The sequence below is a fragment of the Pseudarthrobacter sp. TE9888 genome, assembly GCF_056279345.1.
Genome location: NZ_JBWBRD010000002.1, coordinates 355,228 through 373,594, shown reverse-complemented (window position 1 = coordinate 373,594; position 18,367 = coordinate 355,228). Strand labels below are relative to the sequence as shown.

At 67.7% G+C, this 18,367-nt stretch carries 17 protein-coding genes; 14 read left to right on the top strand and 3 right to left on the bottom strand.

Translation table 11 applies throughout. The annotated features are described in order from the left end of the window. The first annotated feature begins 205 nt into the window (after window positions 1–205). The 3 genes from ACZ9J7_RS02295 to ACZ9J7_RS02285 all read left to right on the top strand — a co-directional run bounded on the left by ACZ9J7_RS02295 (window position 206) and on the right by ACZ9J7_RS02285 (window position 1,939). Window positions 206–583, top strand: coding sequence for a VOC family protein (locus ACZ9J7_RS02295; RefSeq protein ID WP_476206676.1), 378 nt, complete (start codon window positions 206–208; stop codon window positions 581–583). Window positions 584–894: 311 nt separating this feature from the next. Beyond that, window positions 895–1,536 carry an LbetaH domain-containing protein gene (locus tag ACZ9J7_RS02290; RefSeq protein ID WP_476206674.1) on the top strand — a complete coding sequence of 214 codons (642 nt, stop codon included), beginning with the start codon at window positions 895–897 and terminating at the stop codon, window positions 1,534–1,536. A gap of 100 nt (window positions 1,537–1,636) precedes the next feature. Next, window positions 1,637–1,939 (top strand): hypothetical protein, encoded by a 303-nt coding sequence (locus tag ACZ9J7_RS02285; protein ID WP_476206672.1) that lies wholly within the window; start codon window positions 1,637–1,639, stop codon window positions 1,937–1,939. Between the two features lie 4 nt (window positions 1,940–1,943). Here ACZ9J7_RS02285 and ACZ9J7_RS02280 read toward each other — a convergent pair whose 3' ends face one another. Beyond that, the gene (locus tag ACZ9J7_RS02280; RefSeq protein WP_476206670.1) at window positions 1,944–2,849 is read right to left on the bottom strand and encodes a phosphatase PAP2 family protein; all 906 of its coding nucleotides are present in this window, start codon (window positions 2,847–2,849) and stop codon (window positions 1,944–1,946) included. 36 nt (window positions 2,850–2,885) lie between these two features. Further along, complete coding sequence (locus ACZ9J7_RS02275) at window positions 2,886–4,070, bottom strand: MFS transporter (protein ID WP_476206668.1); 1,185 nt, start codon at window positions 4,068–4,070, stop codon at window positions 2,886–2,888. Window positions 4,071–4,123: 53 nt separating this feature from the next. On the opposite strand from ACZ9J7_RS02275, the gene ACZ9J7_RS02270 reads away from it, so the two are divergent. From ACZ9J7_RS02270 to ACZ9J7_RS02245, 6 genes are all read left to right on the top strand, one after another. After that, window positions 4,124–5,113, top strand: coding sequence for an ABC transporter ATP-binding protein (locus ACZ9J7_RS02270; protein WP_476206666.1), 990 nt, complete (start codon window positions 4,124–4,126; stop codon window positions 5,111–5,113). Between the two features lies 1 nt (window position 5,114). Beyond that, on the top strand, window positions 5,115–6,737 hold the full coding sequence (locus tag ACZ9J7_RS02265; RefSeq protein WP_476206665.1) for an ABC transporter permease: 1,623 nt from the start codon (window positions 5,115–5,117) through the stop codon (window positions 6,735–6,737). After that, window positions 6,734–7,273 (top strand): GbsR/MarR family transcriptional regulator, encoded by a 540-nt coding sequence (locus ACZ9J7_RS02260; RefSeq protein ID WP_476206663.1) that lies wholly within the window; start codon window positions 6,734–6,736, stop codon window positions 7,271–7,273. The genes ACZ9J7_RS02265 and ACZ9J7_RS02260 overlap by 4 nt, the downstream gene beginning before the upstream one ends. Beyond that, on the top strand, window positions 7,270–8,286 hold the full coding sequence (gene corA / locus ACZ9J7_RS02255; protein WP_476206661.1) for a magnesium/cobalt transporter CorA: 1,017 nt from the start codon (window positions 7,270–7,272) through the stop codon (window positions 8,284–8,286). Before ACZ9J7_RS02260 ends, corA begins: the two co-directional genes overlap by 4 nt. Before the next feature lie 31 nt (window positions 8,287–8,317). Then, entirely contained in the window at window positions 8,318–9,355 is a 1,038-nt protein-coding gene (locus tag ACZ9J7_RS02250) for an o-succinylbenzoate synthase (RefSeq protein WP_476206659.1), read from the top strand. Between the two features lie 158 nt (window positions 9,356–9,513). Then, entirely contained in the window at window positions 9,514–9,756 is a 243-nt protein-coding gene (locus ACZ9J7_RS02245) for a hypothetical protein (protein ID WP_476206657.1), read from the top strand. A 34-nt stretch (window positions 9,757–9,790) separates the two neighbouring features. Here the strand turns inward: ACZ9J7_RS02245 and ACZ9J7_RS02240 are convergent, their stop codons facing one another. Beyond that, complete coding sequence (locus ACZ9J7_RS02240; protein ID WP_476206655.1) at window positions 9,791–10,963, bottom strand: serine hydrolase domain-containing protein; 1,173 nt, start codon at window positions 10,961–10,963, stop codon at window positions 9,791–9,793. A 304-nt stretch (window positions 10,964–11,267) separates the two neighbouring features. Between ACZ9J7_RS02240 and ACZ9J7_RS02235 the strand changes: the two genes are divergently transcribed. The 5 genes from ACZ9J7_RS02235 to ACZ9J7_RS02215 all read left to right on the top strand — a co-directional run bounded on the left by ACZ9J7_RS02235 (window position 11,268) and on the right by ACZ9J7_RS02215 (window position 18,359). Beyond that, the gene (locus tag ACZ9J7_RS02235; protein WP_476206653.1) at window positions 11,268–13,334 is read left to right on the top strand and encodes a PhoX family protein; all 2,067 of its coding nucleotides are present in this window, start codon (window positions 11,268–11,270) and stop codon (window positions 13,332–13,334) included. Between the two features lie 273 nt (window positions 13,335–13,607). Then, the gene (locus ACZ9J7_RS02230) at window positions 13,608–15,029 is read left to right on the top strand and encodes an extracellular solute-binding protein (RefSeq protein ID WP_476206651.1); all 1,422 of its coding nucleotides are present in this window, start codon (window positions 13,608–13,610) and stop codon (window positions 15,027–15,029) included. Continuing rightward, the gene (locus ACZ9J7_RS02225) at window positions 15,026–16,027 is read left to right on the top strand and encodes a carbohydrate ABC transporter permease (protein ID WP_476206649.1); all 1,002 of its coding nucleotides are present in this window, start codon (window positions 15,026–15,028) and stop codon (window positions 16,025–16,027) included. Before ACZ9J7_RS02230 ends, ACZ9J7_RS02225 begins: the two co-directional genes overlap by 4 nt. An 8-nt stretch (window positions 16,028–16,035) precedes the next feature. Beyond that, window positions 16,036–16,938 (top strand): carbohydrate ABC transporter permease, encoded by a 903-nt coding sequence (locus ACZ9J7_RS02220; RefSeq protein WP_476206647.1) that lies wholly within the window; start codon window positions 16,036–16,038, stop codon window positions 16,936–16,938. Between the two features lie 32 nt (window positions 16,939–16,970). Further along, the gene (locus ACZ9J7_RS02215) at window positions 16,971–18,359 is read left to right on the top strand and encodes a glycoside hydrolase family 32 protein (RefSeq protein WP_476206646.1); all 1,389 of its coding nucleotides are present in this window, start codon (window positions 16,971–16,973) and stop codon (window positions 18,357–18,359) included. The last annotated feature ends 8 nt before the right edge of the window (window positions 18,360–18,367 follow it).

The window sequence follows — 18,367 nt, the reverse complement described above, 5'->3', positions numbered from 1 at the left end:
CCATGCAGTGGCACCGTCTCCTGCCGAGCTGGCGACGCGCAAATGCTTCTCCGACCCGCAGCGTCCACCTCGCTCCTGGATTGTGGCCCGCGCGAGGGAAGGAGCGCGTCGAGGATGGAGGAGCGAGTCGCGGGCGAGGGCCGGCGTGGTCCGCTCCCCGTGTCTTTGACGGTCGGCGGCCTCACGCGGTCCGTACACTGGCACCATGTCATGCCGCATCAGTGAACTGGTCCTGAACTGCACCGACCCTGAGCTGCTCGCGCGGTTCTGGAGTGAAGTCCTTGGTTACGTGGAGCTGGACCGGGAGGACGGGGCAATTGAGATCGGGCCTCCGGACGCCGGGTTCGGCGGATTGCAGCCGACGATTTTCCTGAGCCCAAGCAGCAACCCGCGGGTGGGCAGGCTTCCGCTGCATATCGACGTCAACCCCGTGGACCGGGACCAGGACGCCGAACTGGAACGGCTGCTGGCCCTCGGCGCCCGGCCGGCCGACGTCGGACAGACCGGCGACGAACAGTGGCACGTCCTGCAGGACCCCGAAGGAAACGAATTCTGCCTGCTGCGCAAACGGCTCGTACCCTGATCGACGACCGCCCCGCTCTGGAAAAGCAGGAATGCCTGGTGGCGCCCACTTCTAAACGCCGCCCAGGCACCAGCAACTATCCACCGCCCCCATCAAGCGCGGGGACCCCAAATCCTCAAGGTTGGCTCAAGACTTCCCGGTAATAAGCCCGGCAGTGCTACGGAGGGGTTCCCCTCCTGAATCTTTGGGCCGCGAAACCTTTCCTGCCGCGCGAGTCCGGCATAGGGTTTGGGGACAGCCAGGTATCAAGCAGCCGGTGAACGGGCCGAAGGACATTCCTGCAACGGAGCAGGGACTGGAAGAGGCGCACATTGAGCGAGTTGATGCTGCTGGCCATGGGCGGCTTGGCCCGGGAAGTGCTGGCCGCGGTCCGGAAGGGCGGGCAATACGACGTCGTGGGGATCCTGGACGATGACCCGGCACTGCTGGGCACCACGATCGAAGGCACCGTGGTGATGGGCGCGCTCGCTGATGCGCCTGCCTTCACCAAAGCATTCTTTACCGTGTGCCTTCCCTCCGGGCGGGACAGGGAAGGCCTGGTGGGCCGGCTCTCCCTCCTCGGCGTGCACGAGGACCGGTACGCCACCGTGGTGGACCCGGACGTCCGGGTCCCCTGGGATTCACGGATCGGCCCCGGCAGCATTGTGATGCGGAACGCCACCATCGCTCCGCAGGCCCGCATCGGCCGGCACGTGCTCCTGAAGCCGCACGTCAACGTGGGATGCAGCGCCAGCGTGGGCGACTTCGCCACCCTGTTCCCCCGCGTGTCGGTGGGGGAGGGCACACGGATTGGCCGGGCGGCGCACCTTGGCATGAATGCCGGGATAGGCGACGGACTGGCGGTGGGGGACTACTCCCACGTCGAGATGCGCTCAGCCGTGATGAACGATATTCCGGAGCACGAAACATGGGCCGGTGTGCCCGCCCGCGCGGAGGCCGCACCCACCCAATAACCCGGACTTCAGACCCTTACGCGGCAGGCACGGAAACGCTACATTGAGGCTAAGCGCGGGGGCGTTTTCCGTTCCCGGCTACCGTGACTGAGGGAACAACGTGGAACTCTTCAGCGATAAACCGGCGCTCGCCGCGGCCGCCCTGACCCGGCTCGTTGCTGCGGACATCGAAACCAAGGGCCGCCCGGCCGGCAGCCTCCGGGCGTACCTCAGCGACCTCGTGGTCCGGAACGGCCCCAGCATCGTGGAGGAGTTGGCCATCGAGCTGGCCCGCCAGCACCTGGCCACGCTTGACCGGCTGGCCAAGGCCACCGGCCGGCCAGCCGCCCGGTACCTGGACGACATAGAGCTTGCCGCGGCCATGGAGGAAAGCATGGGACGGGACTTCGGGACCGCGGGGTGAGCGACTACCGCCCGGGGACATCCCGTCGCCGTGCAGCAAACGCAAACAGCGACGTTGTGGCCACGGTGGCCAGGTAGCCCGCGATCACGATCAGCGAGATGCCGGCCCAGAAATAGTTGGTGGTGCTGGACTCCTGCCACGGGCTCGGCGCGATCCGGATCAGCGAATAGACCGCAACCCCGGCCGAGCCCAGCCCGATCAGCACCGGCAGCGTGAGCCAGATCCGGGCCGAACCAAGATGGTCGCCGAATCCGTCCCACTCATTCCACGACCCGCGCCGCAGGATCAGCCAGCCGGCCGGAATCATGAAGGCGCCCACCAGCAGGAACGCGGCCACCACGTCGGCCGGCCGGTGCCATTGGTTGATCAGGGTGGACACACCGGAGGCGATGGCGAAGGAGCCGCCAATGAAGCCGGCCATGGGGCGCCAGCGCGGGGACGCCATGAGGAACACCGCCGCCGCGGCGGACGCGGCCAGGGTGGTGTGGCCGGAGGGCAGCGAGTTCAGCTCCAGGGTCAGCACGCCCTTGTCCGGGCGCGGCGGCAGCAGGTCCTTGAGCACCTGCGTAGCGACGTTCGCCCCGATGCACGCGGCCACGGCGATCCCGGCTTCCGCCCAGTGCCGCCGGATCACGGTGACAAAGAGGACCACGACGGCGGCCATCACCAGGGAGATGGTGGGCAGCCAGTCGAGGAACTGGGTGGCGGCCTTGCCGGCAGGTCCGTGGATCTGCACCGCCTCCACCAGCGCGGACTCATCAATGAACTGGCCCGTGGTGGTCTGGACAAAGAAGTAGTAGGTGGCAACCAACCCGGCGATGCACGCCACGGTGGACAGCACGAACAGGAACGCCGAGCCCGGGGCAGGCCGCGCCGGGGTCCTGGTGGAGAGTTGCCGTGAAGAAGTCATCGCGTTTAAGCCTGACACAGAAAACTGGAAGGCCGCTCAGGCGGAGGGTCTGGCCGGGTCCAGCCGGGGAACGGCGGCGGCGGCCACCAGCAGTGCCAGTGCGCCAAGCCCGAAAGGCAGGGCCGTGGCCGTGGCGATGGCCCCCACCAGCAGGGGTCCGCCGGCATCACCGAGTTCGCGCCCCAGCTCCGCCGAGCCCATGGTCCGGCCCATCCGCTCCGGCGGCGTGGTGTCCGCCAGGTGCGCAAACCCCAGCGGGGTGGCCACGCCAATCCCCGACCCGATCAGTGCCGCCGCGAGGAAGATGGTGACCACGCCCGGGGCGGCCGCCACCAGAGCGATGCCCGCGGCCACCAGGAGCAGGCCCGTCGTGGTGCCCCTGTTGTCGCTGACGGCGTGCCTGTCCCGAAGCCTCCCGATCCACGGCTGCGTCAGCACCGAGCCCAGTGCCACTACGCTGACCGCGGCCGTGCCGGCGAAGGCATCCAGGCCGTGGCGGGTGGCCAGCGCGGGGAGGAAGCCGACGGCGGCACCCAGCGCTCCGGTCGACGCGGCAAGCACCAGCGTGGGGACCAGGAAACGGCGCTCGCCCACCTGCCGCGCCAGGTCCATCACCGTGTACCGCTTCCGCGGCAGCGGTGCCAGATGCGGTACCGACACCAGCACCCACACGGCCGTGGCCGCCGCCAGCGCGGACAGGGCCCCAAAAAGCAGGGGGAAACCGCCGGCCAGGATCAGCCCGGCGCCCAGCGGGGGCCCAATGATGTAACCCAGGCTCTTCCAGGACCCGTAGCGGCCAAAGTAGGTGCCCGCCTTTCCGCCGCGGGCCATCCTTGCCACCATGGCGGACGACGACGGCGAAAACGCCGATGCGGCCGCGCCCTGTCCGAGCCGCGCCAGGGCGAGGACCAGCGGGTCAGCGGCGCCAAGGCCGATCAGGGACAGCGCGGCGAAGGCGAACAGGCCGCCGACAATGACTGGCTTGGCCCCAATGCGGTCACTCAGGGCGCCGAACACCGGTTTCAGGAACACCTCGGCCACGTCGTAAAGGGCCAGGAGGATGCCGAGGTTGAGCAGTGTCAGGCCGATGTTTTCGCTCTCCGCGCCCAGCCCGGCCGCGATGCTGTGTGCTCCGAAAGCCGTGACGAATCCCGCCGCGTACAGCGGTGTCGTTGCCTGGCGGGTGGCCTGCGCGCCTGGCAGGGAACTGTCGGAGCTCATAGCTGGGACTTTAGTACCTTCACAAAGTTGTGAAAACTTCGAAGACTTGAGGCATGAACACCGTTGTCCAGACAGCGCAGCTGCATAAACATTTCGGCCAGGTCCGGGCCCTCGACGGATTGGACCTGGAAGTCCGGCGCGGCGAAATCCACGGCTTCCTGGGCCCGAACGGCGCAGGAAAATCCACCACGCTCCGGGTCCTCCTGGGACTGGCCAAAGCCACCTCCGGGTCCGCCACCGTCCTGGGGCTCGAGCCGTGGACCCAGGCGGTGGAACTGCACCGCCGCCTGGCCTACGTCCCCGGCGACGTCCGGCTCTGGCCCAACCTGTCCGGCGGCGAAACCATCGACCTGCTCTCCCGGTTGCGCGGCGGCACGGCGGACGGTGCCGCGTACCGCCGCCGGAAAGACCGCCTGTGCCAGGTCTTCGACTTCGACCCGGCCAAGAAAGGACGCGCCTACTCCAAGGGCAACCGGCAGAAGGTCGCGTTGATCGCCGCACTGGCCACCGAAGCCGAGCTCTACCTCCTGGACGAGCCCACCAGCGGCCTGGACCCGCTCATGGAGGAAGTGTTCCGGCGGGAGCTGCTGGCCGCCGTCGAACGCGGCGCCACCGTGCTCCTGTCCAGCCACATCCTCTCCGAGGTGGAGGTGCTCTGCCAGCGCGTGAGCATCATCCGCGCCGGCAGGATTGTAGACGGCGGCACGCTGGACTCCCTGCGGCACCTCACCAGGTCAGAGGTTTCCTTCGCCGCGGACGGCCTGGACGCCGAAGCCCTGGCCCGGCTGGGCGCGGTGCATGACCTGGCGCTCGACGCCGGGCGGGTCAGGTTCAGCGCCGATTCGGACCGGATCGCAGAGGTACTGCCCGCACTGGGCGCCTTGGGCGTGCAGGGCCTGACGATCGTGCCGCCGTCGCTCGAGGAGCTGTTCCTGCGGCACTACGGTGACGCCCCCGCCGCTGACGGGGCCCACGCCGGCGCCCCCGTCGAAGAGCATCATGGTTCCCGGCGGCACCTGCTCGGGGCGAGGGGGCGGAGCTGACATGGGCGTCCTCCTGGTTCTCTGGGGCCAGCGGCTGCGCCGGGACCGCTGGCAACTGGCCAGCTGGGTGGTGGCCATCGGGGCATTCGCGCTGTTCGCGGCCGCAGCCGTCACCCAGACCTACGGCAACATGGCCAGCCGCACGGAGATCCTGCAGGTGGCGATCGCCACGCCCGCCATCCTGATGCTGCGCGGCCTTCCCCGCGGAGCTGACCAGGGAGCCTTCACGTTCTTCCTGATCTACGCCTTCCTTGCCCTGCTGGCCGGCCTGATGAGTACCTTCCTCGCCGTGCGCCACACGCGGGCGGACGAGGAGACCGGTGCCGCCGAACTCATCGCCGCCACCCCCGCGGGCCGGCTGCTTCCCTACACCGCCACCCTGCTGCACGGCATCACGGCCAACATCCTGGTGGCGCTCGCAGTCTTTGCCGGGTTCGCCGCCCAAGGCCTGGACGCGCAGGGTTCCCTGACCGGCGGAGCCGCAACGGGCGCCGTCGGCTTCGCCTTCCTGGGCGTAGGACTGCTCGTGGCCCAGTTCATGGGGACTTCACGCGGGGCGAACGGTGCCTCTGCCGCGCTGGTGGTCCTGGCCTACGTGGTGCGCGGGATCGGGGACGCCACCGGAACGCCGGGCGCGGACGGGACCACCATGACCGAAGGTGCGGCCAGTTGGTTCTCACCCATCGGATGGGGCCAGCAGACCTTCGCCTACTCCGGGAACCGCGGCTGGCCGCTGCTGCTGGTCGTCGGAGTCGGCGTGGCCTGCCTCGCGGCGGCATGGCTGATCATGGGCGCGCGCGACGCCGGTGCGAGCGTCTGGGATACGCGGCCGGGACGGCCCGCAGCCCGGGCCGGGCTGCGGAGCCCGGTGGCGCTGGCCCTCCGCCTGCAGTCAGGATCGATCATCGGGTGGGGGCTCAGCGGCCTGGCGCTGGGATTGTTGGCGGGGTCGCTGGGGAAGGCGATTTCCGCCGTCGACACCCCTGACACGAACATCACCGCGGTGCTGCGGGCCATGCTCCAGTCGCAGGGGACCTCGCTGACCCAGCTCATGGTCTCCGTGCTGTTCATGATGGCCGGGGTCCTTGCGGCAGCATGCGCACTGCAGGCGGTGATCAGGCTGCGGCAGGAGGAAGCCGCCGGGACGGCCGAACTGCTGCTGTCCGCTCCGGTGGGGCGGGTCAGGTGGCTTGCCGGGTACCTGCTGCTGGGCGGGGCTGCCGTGGTGCTGGTGGTGGGCCTGGCGGGGGTCGGCGCGTGGGCCACGCTCATCGGCGCCGGAGACCGGTCCATGCCGGCCGATGCCCTCTGGCAGACCGCCCTGGCCCAGTTGCCGGCGGCCTTGGTCTACCTCGCCGTGCCCGCCCTGGTCTTTGTCCTGTGGCCTTCCGCCACCGTCGCCGCCAGCTGGGGGCTGCTGGCCCTGGGCGTGATGCTGGGTATTTTCGGTGGCATGCTGGGCATTGACCAGAGCCTGCGTGACCTGTCCCCGTTCACCCACACGCCCGTACCAAAGCCAACCGGAACCGACTGGAGCGGAGCGTGGTGGATGCTGGCCATTGCCGTGGTGGCCGGCGCGCTGGCTGTCGTGGTGATGCGGCGGCGGGAGGTGGGTTCGGCATGAGCGCCGACGCCGAGGTGGCGGACACCAGGGAGATGCTGCCGGGCGCGGGCACGGGTGATGCTGGCGCCCCCGCTCCCGCCCCCGCTACCGCCGCTGCCGCCGAACGGACGGCCGCCGCGTTCGCCGCTGCGGGGTTCCCCAAGATGCCTGCCCGGACACTGTTGGCGCTGGTGTCCTCGGAGCAGGGCAGCCTCACCGCTGCGGAGCTTTCGGAACGGCTGGGGGCCAGTGCGGCGGCAGTCTCCGGTGCCGTGCGGTACCTGCAGACGGTGGGCTTCGTGCACCGGATCTCGCAGCCGGGCAGCCGCCGCGACCTCTACGCCCTGCATGAAGACGAGTGGTATGTGGTGTCCATGCGGAACAGCCCGGTCTATGAAAAGCTTGCGGCACTGACGGATGCCACTGCGGAGACGCTCCCGGAAGGGTCCCCGGCACGGGCCCGGGTGGCGGACATGGCGCGGTTCTACCGGTTCCTCAACTCGCGGATCCCGGCCCTGCTGGACGACTGGGAACATGAACGGGAGGCGGCACCGTGACCATCATCGACAACGCGGTCTATGTGAATGGGCTCCGCACCGAGGACCCGGAGGACCTCGACGAGACGTACTTCCTGCTCCGGCAGCGCGAGGGGATGGCCTGGATCGGCCTCTACCGGCCGGACGCTGAGGAACTGCAGTCCGTGGGCGAGGAATTCGACCTCAACGCCCTGGCCGTCGAGGACGCGCTCGCCGGCCACCAGCGGGCCAAGCTGGAGCACTACGGCGAGTGCTTGTTCCTGGTACTGCGGCCTGCAAGGTACCGGGACGACGTGGAGAAGGTGGACTTCGGCGAAATCCATGTCTTCGTGGGCGATGAATACGTTGTCACTGTCCGGCACGCAGAGTCCCCGGACCTTGCCAAGGTCCGCCGCCGGATGGAGGCCATGCCGGAGTTCCTGGCCCTGGGCCCCGACGCGGTGCTCTACGGGATAATGGACCAGGTGGTGGACGAATACGAGCCCGTGGTGGCCGGCCTGGAGAACGACATCGACGAAATCGAGGACGACCTCTTCGGGGCCGATCCCGACGTGTCCCGCAGGATCTACGAGCTGTCCCGCCAGGTCATCACCTTCCAACGGGCCACCAGCCCGCTCGCCGGGATCCTGCAGGCCCTGATCGCCGGAACTCCGGACCGCGACCAGGCAACGGAACTCCGGGACCACTACCGGGATGTCCTGGACCACGTCATCCGGCTCAACGAACGCGTCGCCTCCTTCCGCGCCCTGCTGCAGAACGCCCTGGCCGTGAACGCCGCCCTGGTGGCCCAGCGCCAGAACGATGAAATGCAGCGCATGACCGAGTCCAGTTTTGAACAGAATGAGCAGGTCAAACGCATCTCCTCCTGGGCTGCCATCCTGTTCGCTCCCACCCTGGTGGCGTCCATTTACGGCATGAACTTCACCAACATGCCCGAACTGGCCTGGACCTACGGCTACCCCTACGCGCTGGGCCTGATGGTGGCCATGGGCCTGGTCCTCTACCTGGCGTTCAAGCACAACAAATGGATCTGAACCCGGCGGCTCCCCGCGTACAGTAAACGGCATGCCAACCCCCGGCCTTCCGACTGCCCCTGACATGCCCCAACCGGTTCCCCCGCTGGAAGAACTGCTGGCCGGAGCCCATGTGGTCACCCTGCCCATGAGGGTGAAATTCCGCGGCATCATGCAGCGCGAATCCCTCCTGCTGCGCGGCCCCGTGGGCTGGGGGGAGTTCTGCCCGTTCCCGGAGTACGGCGACGCCGAGGCCTCGCGCTGGCTGGCTGCCGCCATCGAGGCGGGATGGCAGGGGTTCCCGGCCGCGGTGCGGGCGTCGGTTCCGGTCAACGCCACGGTTCCGGCCGTTTCCGCAGACCGGGTACCGGAGGTGCTGGCACGGTTCGGCCGGGTGGACGCCGTCAAGGTCAAGGTGGCGGAGCGGGGGCAGTCGCTGGATGACGACGAAACCCGGCTTCGTGCGGTTCGCTCCGCCTTGCCGGACGCTGCCATCCGTGTGGATGCCAACGGCGGGTGGGACGTGCCCGGCGCAGTCGAGGCGCTGTCGAGGCTGGCGCCGGTGGGACTTGAGTACGCAGAGCAGCCGGTGCCGTCCATCGAGGGCCTGGCCGAGGTCAGGACCCGGCTCCGTGACGCGGGCACTCCCGTGCTGATCGCCGCGGACGAGAGTGTCCGCAAGGAGACCGACCCCCTCCGCGTGGCCCGGGCGGGCGCGGCGGACCTGATCGTGGTCAAGGTGGCGCCGCTCGGGGGAGTGCGGCGCGCCCTGGACATCGTGGCGCAGGCCGGACTTCCCGCCGTCGTCAGCTCCGCCCTGGACACCTCCGTGGGCATCCGCGCCGGGCTGGCGCTGGCCGCCGCCCTGCCGGAGCTGCCCTATGCCTGCGGCCTTGGCACGGTGTCCCTGTTCGAATCCGACGTCACGCTGGACCCCCTGGTGGCCGACGACGGCGCCATCCGCCTGCGCGACGTGGCCGCCGACTCCGGGCTGCTGGAGCGGTTTGCGGCTCCCGCGGACCGGCGCGACTGGTGGCTGGACAGGCTCCGCCGTGTCCACGCCCTCCTCACCCCATCGATTGCTGAGTAGCTGCCGTTTTCAAGCCCTAAAACGGCAGTTACCCGACAGTCGATTCGCTGCAGGGTGGCGTCCTGCGGGTGATTGCCGGAGGACCGCGCGGCTCCTATCATGATTCCACCGGTTCCTCCCTGCACCGAACAGGGACGTTACTTAAGGTCGCGAGTGCCATGGTGAAAATACCTTTCAGGCATCAGGCGGATGAATCGAAAAAGCGGCAAAACTCCGGGGAGCATCACCGGCTGCCCCTGGCGGAATGGCTGAGGCGGGAGGACGAGGGTATTGGGCATGCCGCCAGCAGTATCTTCCTCAGCAGCCATGACCGGCCCCTTGCCCCGGAACGGACCTGCATCCAGGGGCACGAGATCCTGCCGGGGGAGGACCACTGCTCGCACGGGCATCCCATGGGTTGAGGAAGCCGGCCACCAATCGGGGAGTGGTGTTGCCTCATTTGGCCGACGCGCACAGCCGGTCAAGGGCCTCGTTAAGGGTTGACTCGATTTGGCCGACCAGGAGTTCGCGCATGTTCTGGGTGGACTCATCCTCCAGCTCCGTGGGAAGTGGCGGCGTGGTGACGGTCATCGCGGCCTGGTAGCGCCCGTCGCTGCTGCTGACCGCCACAGTTTGATAATCCCAGAAGAGCCCCCTGCCCGCGTAGCGCGGCTGAGTGGAGCAGCCATCTGCGTGTTCCCATAGGCCCAGCCCGTACGGCGAGAAGACGGTCTTCGCCGTCATCGCGCCCAACGACGCAGCAGAGATTGCCCGGCCCTGGAAGAGGGCCGCCATGAAGTGGTTCATGTCCTCCACTGTCGACACGGCGCCCACGGCTGGCGAACCGGCACTGAAGATGTTGTCAGTGGTATCGATCCGCTCACCCCGGAGGGTCACATAGCCGTGTAGAAGCCCCGATTCGAGCGGGTCGAGGTGGTCCAGGGTGGTGCTCTTCAAACCAAGCGGATCAAAGATCTCCTCACGCATGACGCTGGTGAAGGGCTTATGCCGCAGCTCCTGGATGAGCAGGCCGAGTGCGAGGTAGTTCGTGTTCGAGTACCTGAAGGAGCCGACGCTGGACGCATCCCACGGGAGGGTGGCGGCCAGCTGCAAACCCCGCTCCATCGTCATCGTCCGGGAAACACTTGGGCGGAAGTCGACGTCGCGCGGCAACGCATCGCCGGCCTCCGGCATGCCAGACGTGTGGCTGAGCAGCTGTCTCACGGTGATGGGGCCCGGAGGCTTGAGTGCCGTGAAGCCGGGGATGACGTCATTGACGGGGTCGTCCAGGCCGATGAGGTGGTCGTCGACGAGTTTGAGCACTGCCACGGCCGTCATCGTTTTGGTGACGCTGGCGATCTGCACACGGTCGGTGGCCTGTGCCGGGGTCCTCGTTTCAAGGTCGCGCATGCCGAAGGCCTTCGACCACTCACCGTTGGGCCATTTGACCTGCACGACGGTGGCCACAGCGCCGTCGTTCATGAACAGCTTCACCTGGTTTTCCAGTGAACTGAAGGGGCTGGGGGAGCTTGGGGAGGGGGCGGGCTCGTCCGGGGCGTAGGTGCAGCCGGTCACGGCGAGGACGGCCGCGAAGACCGCCCGCCGCCAAGCAGGTCTGTTCGTGCTCATGTGAGGGCATCCGCTCTGGACAGGGTGACGTATTTGGGCCGCCTGCAGCGCCGTGTCCGGCCAAACCTGTGATGGCGCCGTCCGCCCAGCACTCCAATTTTAAGTTCGCCCACCGCCAGCGGGAAGCAACCATGGGATGTTCACCCAACCCACGGAACGGGGCGGTATCACCTGCATTGACGGATGAAACGTTCCTGCAGGTCACGGGCGGTTAACCATAACTTCATCGAATGGACGGTTTCCTGTAGGAACGGGCTGGAAGGGTGAGCGGGCACCCCAAAGACATTCCTTCGGAAGGTTCCCCATGTCTGAAACTGCCCGTAAATTCACCCTGCTGCCCATGCTCGGCCATACGAAGGGCAAGCGCAGCCCGGTCACATGTGCACTCAAATGCGACAACGCCTGCGCCGGCGACGTCTGCAACACCAGCTCCAACAGCTACTTCCGCGACATCGCCTCAGCCGCCATGTCCCGCCGCGCCGCCCTGGGCCTTGGCGCCGCCGGAGCGCTCGCCGTCGCCCTCGGTTCAGCCGTTAGCACCGCCGAACCTGCCTCCGCCGCCGGCCTGTCCAAGGCCGCCAAGGAAGGCTTCGGCAACTCAAAGCTTCAGTTCACCGCCATCAAGCCGGTCGACAAGGCCGTCGACGCCTTCACCGTCCCGGACGGCTTCACCTGGCAGCCGATCATCCGCTGGGGCGACCCGCTGTTCAGTGATTCCCCCGAGTTCGACCTGAACAACCAGACCGCTGCCGCCCAGGCCCGCCAGTTCGGCTACAACAACGACTACACCGATATCGTGGAAATCCCCGGCAGCAAGGGCCGCCGCGCGGTGCTGTTCACCAACCACGAGTACACCAACGAAAACATCATGGTCCCGGCCGGCTACGACCCGGTGGAAACCCGGGCCATCGGCCGCGCCGCCCACGGCCTTGCCGTGGTGGAACTGGAGCGCAAGAACACCACCAAGCCCTGGAGCTACGTCAAGGGCGCGCCGCTGAACCGCCGCTACCTCTCTGACACCACCTACGAACTGACCGGCCCGGTTGCCGGCTCGGCGCTGGTGAAGACCGTGGCCGACCCGTCCGGCCGCGCCATCAAGGGCACGTTCGGCAACTGCTCCGGCGGCACCACCCCCTGGGGCACCATCCTCTCCGGCGAGGAAAACTTCAACGGCTACTTCGTCTCCGGCGGCACGTCGGCCGGCGACAAGCGCTACGGGCTCACCGCCAAGCCCACCGCACGCAAGTGGGAACTCGATGACCCCCGCTTCGACACCCGCAATGCAGGGTACGAGAACGAGGCCAACCGCTTCGGCTGGATCGTCGAAGTCGACCCGTTCGACCCCACCTCCACCCCCAAGAAGCGCTCCGCCATGGGCCGCTTTAAGCACGAGGGCGCCAACGTGATCGTGGCCGAATCCGGCCACGTGGTGGCCTACATGGGCGACGACGAGAAGTTCGACTACCTCTACAAGTTCGTCTCCAAGGGCAAGTACGTCGAGGGCGACCGCAGGCACAACATGAACCTGCTCTCCGAGGGCGACCTCTACGTAGCCAAGTTCACCGGCAACTCGCCCGCCGCGGAAATCACCGGCACCGGGGCGCTCCCCTCCGACGGCGCGTTCGACGGCACCGGCGAATGGCTGCCCCTGGTGGTCGGCGGCAAGTCGGCAGTACCCGGCATGTCCGTCGAAGAGGTCCTGGTGTACACCCGCCTGGCCGCGGACAAGGTGGGCCCCACCAAGATGGACCGTTGCGAGGACGTCCAGCCCAGCCTGCACACCGGCAAGGTCTACGTGGTCTGCACCAACAACTCCGACCGCGGCACCGGCACCAAGGAAGGCGCCACGGAGGTCAACCCGCGCACGCAGAACCGCGACGGCCACATCGTGGAAATCACCGAAACCGGCGACCAGACCTCCACGAAGTTCAACTGGACCCTCCTGATGGTCTGCGGCGATCCGGCGCAGGGCGATGTCACCTACTTCTCCGGCTACCCGGCGGACAAGGTCTCGCCCATCTCCTGCCCGGACAACGTGGCCTTCGACTCCGTGGGCAACCTCTGGATCTCCACCGACGGCGCCCCCTCCGGCATCGGCTACAACGACGGCCTCTTCAAGGTCACGCTGGACGGCGCGGAGCGCGGCAAGGTGGAGCAGTTCCTTTCCGTTCCCCGCGACGCCGAAACCTGCGGTCCGGTCATCCACGATGACGAGCGCACCGTGTTCGTCTCCGTGCAGCACCCGGGCGAGGAAGGCACCTTCGAGGCGCCACACTCGTTCTTCCCGGACTACGTCCCGGCAGGCACGACGCCAGCACCCGGCCAAGTGCGCGCGCCCCGTCCCTCAGTGGTCCAGGTGTTCCGCGGCTAACCCCTTCCAACCAGGGACGCGCCATCACCTTTGGCGGCTTTTCCGGGGACGCGCCATCACCTTTGGCGGCTTTTCCGGGGACGCGCCATCACCTTTGGCGGCTTTCCCTAAACGCCCGTTCACCTTCTGCCCCTTCCGGCGGAACGGTGGGCGGGCGTTTCGGGCTTAAACGCGCGCCTTACCCAGCTGCCGCGGAAGCGCTCCATGTGACGCTTGACACGTGTTAGGTCGGTCATCTAAAGTTCCTAACACGTGTTAGGAAGGAAAAATGACATGACCGGAGCCATAGACGGGCACCTGCGGGACATCACCCGCCGTACTGCCCTGGGTGCCCTCGGCGCGGGAATCATCGGGGCAACCGTGGCGTCGTGGCCGCGGCTCTCCGGAACGGACATTCCGGGCCGCGGAGACAACAGCCTCAGCATCGCCATCATGGGCACCGCCGCGGACGCCGCCGCCCGCCAGCGCGCCATCGACGCATTCACCCGCCTCCACCCGGACATCCGGGTCAAGGTCCAGGCCATCCAGGCCGTGGACTGGAAAGACTTCTTCACCAAGATCCTCACCATGGTGGCCGCGGGCACGCCGCCGGACGTGGTGTACGTAGCCACCGAGGGCGCCCAGCTGTTCGCCGAAAAGCTGGCCCACCCGCTGGACGAATACATCCGCCGCGACGCCGCGGACATGCGCGAATTCTTCGATGATGTCCACCCCAGCCTGGTGGAAGCCTTCATGTACAAGGGCAGCCTCTACCAGCTCCCCATGGACTGGAACGCGGCCAACATGTACTACAACACCGCCGCGTTTGCGCAGGCAGGCCTGGACCGGCCGGCGGACGACTGGACCCACATCGATTTCCGCAACAGCCTCGCCGCGATGCGCAAGGCACGGACCTCTGACTTCACGCCCTACTACTGGACCAACCGGCTCTTCGGCGGCGTAGTGCCGTGGCTCTACGCCAACGACACCAGCTTCCTCAAGGAGACCAGGTCCGCGGGCGGCGACTGGCTCTGGGACGGCTTCTACGCCAACGACCCCTCCCGCAGCCTCCGCTCCGGCGGCTACCAGTGGCTGGAACCGAACGCCAACGACGACCGCGTGTTCGAGTCCTTCGACTACCTCCGCGGCCTGGTCAAAGACGGCCTGGGCGTCCGGCCGGAAGAAGGCGGCGGCAGTTCCCTGGTGGGCCTGTTCGCCTCCAACCGGATTGGAACCACTCCCGCCGGCGGCTACTGGGTGCAGGGGCTGCATGAAGCCGGCATGGGCGCCAACGACTTCGATGTCCAGTTCTTCCCGCGCTGGAAGACCCAGCGCCACCAGTTCGGCGCCGCCGGCTACGCGATTATGAAGACCGCCAAGGACAAGGACGCCGCCTGGGAATGGATCAAGTTCAGCTCCAGCCGCGAGGCCATGGAACTGATTTTCCCCAACCCCATCACCACGCCGGCGCGCCGCTCCATGGTCAACGAACAGCTCTACGCCGGCAAGGGCCCCGCCCACTGGAAGGTCTTCTACGACACCCTGGACCGGTTCCCCACTACGGGACCCATCCCGGCACCGCCCCAGCAGGCCGCCGTCGAAACGGCCCTGATGAAGAACGTATCCCTTGCCGTCAGCGGGGACGAGCAGCAGCTCAAGCAGGCCCTCGCATCCATGCAGCGCGACCTTGAACTTGCCCTGAGGAGGCAGTCATGAGCACCACCACCCCGCCCCGGGAGCGGCCCAAGCGGCCGGCCGGCCGGGCAAGTACGACGACGGCCCGCACCCACGGCGCCGGCGGCACCAGGGGTGCCACCACCGCCGGCGGCCGCAGCGGAGCCGGGCACAACCAGCGCTGGCTGGCCTGGATTTTCCTGGCCCCCACCATCCTGGGCATGGGCCTGTTCACCCTGATCCCCATCGTGGCCTCGGTTGTCCTGGCCTTCTTCCGCTGGGACATCATCTCGGCACCAACCTTCGTGGGCTTCGACAACTTCTCCGAAGTGGTCCAGGACCCCACCGTGCGGGTGTCCTTCCTGAACACCATCGTGTTCGTCGTGGTGGCCGTGGCTCTCCAGCTGGGACTCGCTTTGGCACTGGCGGTCATGGTGCAGGAGAAGATGCCGGCGTGGCTGCGGGTGTTCTTCCGGTCCGCGTTCTTCTTCCCGCTGATCCTGTCCGCCGCCTCGGTGTCCATCTTCATGCGGTACCTCTTCAACGAACAGTTCGGCGTGGTCAACTGGTTCCTGTCCCTGGTGGGCATCCCCGCCGTGCCCTGGCTGACCACCCCGGGGGGATCGGCCGCCGTCGTGATCCTCGTGTACGTCTGGCAGAACTTCGGCTTCTCCTTCCTCCTGTTCATCGGCGGCCTGGCCTCCATACCCGTCGAGACATACGAGGCTGCCGCAATCGACGGCGCTACCGGCTGGCGCAAGCACCTCCACGTGACGCTGCCGCTGCTGAGCCCCACAACCCTCGTCGCCTCTGTCATGGCCATCATCAGCGCCCTGCAGGTCTTCGACCAGCCCTACGTCCTGACCCGCGGCGGCCCCGGCGACTCCACCCGAACCGCCGTCATGGTGATCTTCGAATCGGCCTTCCAGCGGCTCGAATTCGGCCAGGCGTCCGCCATCGGCGTGCTCCTGACGCTGATCATCATGGCCATCACGGCCGCGCAGTTCCGGCTCAGCAAACGATTCGTCTTCTACCAGTAAGGCCAGCCATGACAACCACCACTGACCACGGCCTGGCCGGACATTCCCCCCGGCTCTCCCAAGGCCTCCCCGCCACCACGCCCAACCGGAAGAAGTTCAACTGGAGCTTCGCCGTCCGGACCCTCCTGCTGCTGCTCGCCGCTGCGCTGACCCTCGGACCTGTGCTCTGGACCCTGTCCACGTCGCTGCGGTCGCCGTCGGAATCGTTCAAGCTGCCGCCGTCGTTCATTCCCTGGAACCCGGACTTCACCTCCTACGGGGAAGTATTCAAGCAGCTGAATATCTTCCTGCTGGTCCTCAACAGCGCCCTGGTCACCGGAATAATCGCGGTGGGCCAGATGGTCTCCGCCGCCCTGGCCGGCTACGCGTTCGCGCACCTGAAATTCCGCGGACGCGGGGCGCTGTTCTCGATCGTCCTGGCCACCATGATGGTGCCCGTGCAGGTGACGATCGTGCCCGTCTTCATGCTGATCCGCGGCATGGGCCTGTCCGACACCCTGCTCGCCCTGATCCTGCCGGCCATCCCGACGGCGTTCGGCACGTTCCTGATGCGCCAATACTTCATGGGGCTGCCGGCCGAACTCGCCGAAGCCGCGTCGATCGACGGTGCCAGCCCGTGGCGGACGTTCCGTTCCGTATACGCGCCGCTGGCGATGCCCGGCATGGCGATCGTGGGGATCCTGGCGTTCAACTTCCACTGGAACGAGTTCTTCCGCCCGCTGATCCTCACCATTTCCGAACAGAACTTCACCCTCCCGCTGGGCCTTGTCTCACTGCAGGGCAACCTGGGCACCGGAAGCATCTCGGTGGTCCTGGCGGGCGTGGTCCTGTCCATGATTCCCGCGCTGGTGGTCTTCATCTTCGGCCAACGCGCCCTGCAGGACGGCCTCACGGCCGGAACCGGCAAATAAACCTCCCTCCCTCCAGCCCGAAAGGCCGTCCCATGACCTCCCCGGACCTCGCCGCCGTCCACCCCGGCACCGTCACCTTCGACGACGTTGCCGCCTCCCACCCCGACGCCGCCTTCCCCCGCTTCCACCCGCGCCCGGCGCAGGGCTGGATCAACGACCCCAACGGCATCAGCTTTATCAACGGCCGGTACCACGTGTTTTTCCAGTACAACCCGGACTCGGCCCGGCACCACCGGATCGCCTGGGGACACGTGAGCTCGGCGGACCTGGTCCACTGGGAGGAGCATCCCGTGGCGCTGCGCCCGCAGGACGGCGGCCCCGACGAGTACGGCTGCTGGACAGGGGTGGTGACGGACGACGGCGGTGTTCCCACCGCTGCGTACTCCGGTGTCCGCAGCGACGGGGGCCACTCCCAGGTGGTGATCTCCCGCGGCACGGAGGACCTTCTCCACTGGGAGCAAAGCGGGCACGTTGCCGCCATGATGCCCGCCGACGGACAGGTCACCGCAGTGCGGGATCCCTTCATTTTCCACTTCAACGGCAAGCGGTACGCCATGCAGGGCGCCGGACTGGCCAACGGGCACGCCGCCCTGCTGCTCTACACCGTGGACGACCTGGCCGACTGGAAGTACCAGGGCATCTGGCTGACCTCGGAGAACCCGGTCGCTTCGGAGTTCACCCCGGCCGAGATCTGGGAATGCCCGCAGCTGGTGCGGGTGCCCGATGCTGCCGGCGACGCGACGTGGCTGATGATGTTCTCGCTCTGGCTCGCCGGCGACTCACACGAGCACGCCAACGGGGTGGGCCACCTGATCGGCTCACTGGCCGAAGACCCTGCCACCGGGCTGCCCGTGTTCACGCCGCGGACTGGCGGAAAATCCGATCTGGGCCGCGACTTCTACGCGCCGCAGGTGGTGTCCCTGCCGGACCGGGCCCTGCTGTGGGGCTGGGCCAACGAAGGCCCGGGGCGGGACGGGCGCCGCGGCCGCAGCCAGGAAGAGATCGACGCCGCCGGCTGGGCAGGAGTCCTGACCTTCCCGCGCGAGCTCTCGATTGTGGACGGCGCCCTGGCGGTGCGCCCGGCCCTGGAAATTGATGCCTATCGCGGAGAGTTACTGGCCCGCCACGCGACCGGAACGGTGCCGGTACCGGCCTTCGCCGAGGCTGTGGTGAGGGCAGGCGAGGAAGGCCCGGTGCAGCTGCTCCTGGTGGGGAACGGCAACAGGCAGGTGGTCTTCAGCGACAGCATTGCCTCGGGGGAGGAGCTGCGGGTGTTCGTGGATGCCTCCCTGGTGGAGGTGTACCGTTCGGGTTCGGTGGCAACCACGCTGCGTGCCTACCCGGCCGCGGGGGAGGAATGGCAACTGAACCTTCCCGCAGGGGCAACGGCGGACGTCTGGAGCCTGGCCAAGCCCGCGTAGCCCACAGC

What these genes read in the sequence shown, in the direction of transcription:
- ACZ9J7_RS02295 (WP_476206676.1), top strand. Translation starts at nt 206, where the DNA reads ATGTCATGCCGCATCAGTGAACTGGTCCTGAACTGCACCGACCCTGAG.
- ACZ9J7_RS02280 (WP_476206670.1), bottom strand. Translation starts at nt 2,849, where the DNA reads ATGACTTCTTCACGGCAACTCTCCACCAGGACCCCGGCGCGGCCTGCC.
- ACZ9J7_RS02275 (WP_476206668.1), bottom strand. Translation starts at nt 4,070, where the DNA reads ATGAGCTCCGACAGTTCCCTGCCAGGCGCGCAGGCCACCCGCCAGGCA.
- ACZ9J7_RS02270 (WP_476206666.1), top strand. Translation starts at nt 4,124, where the DNA reads ATGAACACCGTTGTCCAGACAGCGCAGCTGCATAAACATTTCGGCCAG.
- ACZ9J7_RS02265 (WP_476206665.1), top strand. Translation starts at nt 5,115, where the DNA reads ATGGGCGTCCTCCTGGTTCTCTGGGGCCAGCGGCTGCGCCGGGACCGC.
- ACZ9J7_RS02260 (WP_476206663.1), top strand. Translation starts at nt 6,734, where the DNA reads ATGAGCGCCGACGCCGAGGTGGCGGACACCAGGGAGATGCTGCCGGGC.
- ACZ9J7_RS02250 (WP_476206659.1), top strand. Translation starts at nt 8,318, where the DNA reads ATGCCAACCCCCGGCCTTCCGACTGCCCCTGACATGCCCCAACCGGTT.
- ACZ9J7_RS02245 (WP_476206657.1), top strand. Translation starts at nt 9,514, where the DNA reads ATGGTGAAAATACCTTTCAGGCATCAGGCGGATGAATCGAAAAAGCGG.
- ACZ9J7_RS02240 (WP_476206655.1), bottom strand. Translation starts at nt 10,963, where the DNA reads ATGAGCACGAACAGACCTGCTTGGCGGCGGGCGGTCTTCGCGGCCGTC.
- ACZ9J7_RS02235 (WP_476206653.1), top strand. Translation starts at nt 11,268, where the DNA reads ATGTCTGAAACTGCCCGTAAATTCACCCTGCTGCCCATGCTCGGCCAT.
- ACZ9J7_RS02230 (WP_476206651.1), top strand. Translation starts at nt 13,608, where the DNA reads ATGACCGGAGCCATAGACGGGCACCTGCGGGACATCACCCGCCGTACT.
- ACZ9J7_RS02225 (WP_476206649.1), top strand. Translation starts at nt 15,026, where the DNA reads ATGAGCACCACCACCCCGCCCCGGGAGCGGCCCAAGCGGCCGGCCGGC.
- ACZ9J7_RS02220 (WP_476206647.1), top strand. Translation starts at nt 16,036, where the DNA reads ATGACAACCACCACTGACCACGGCCTGGCCGGACATTCCCCCCGGCTC.
- ACZ9J7_RS02215 (WP_476206646.1), top strand. Translation starts at nt 16,971, where the DNA reads ATGACCTCCCCGGACCTCGCCGCCGTCCACCCCGGCACCGTCACCTTC.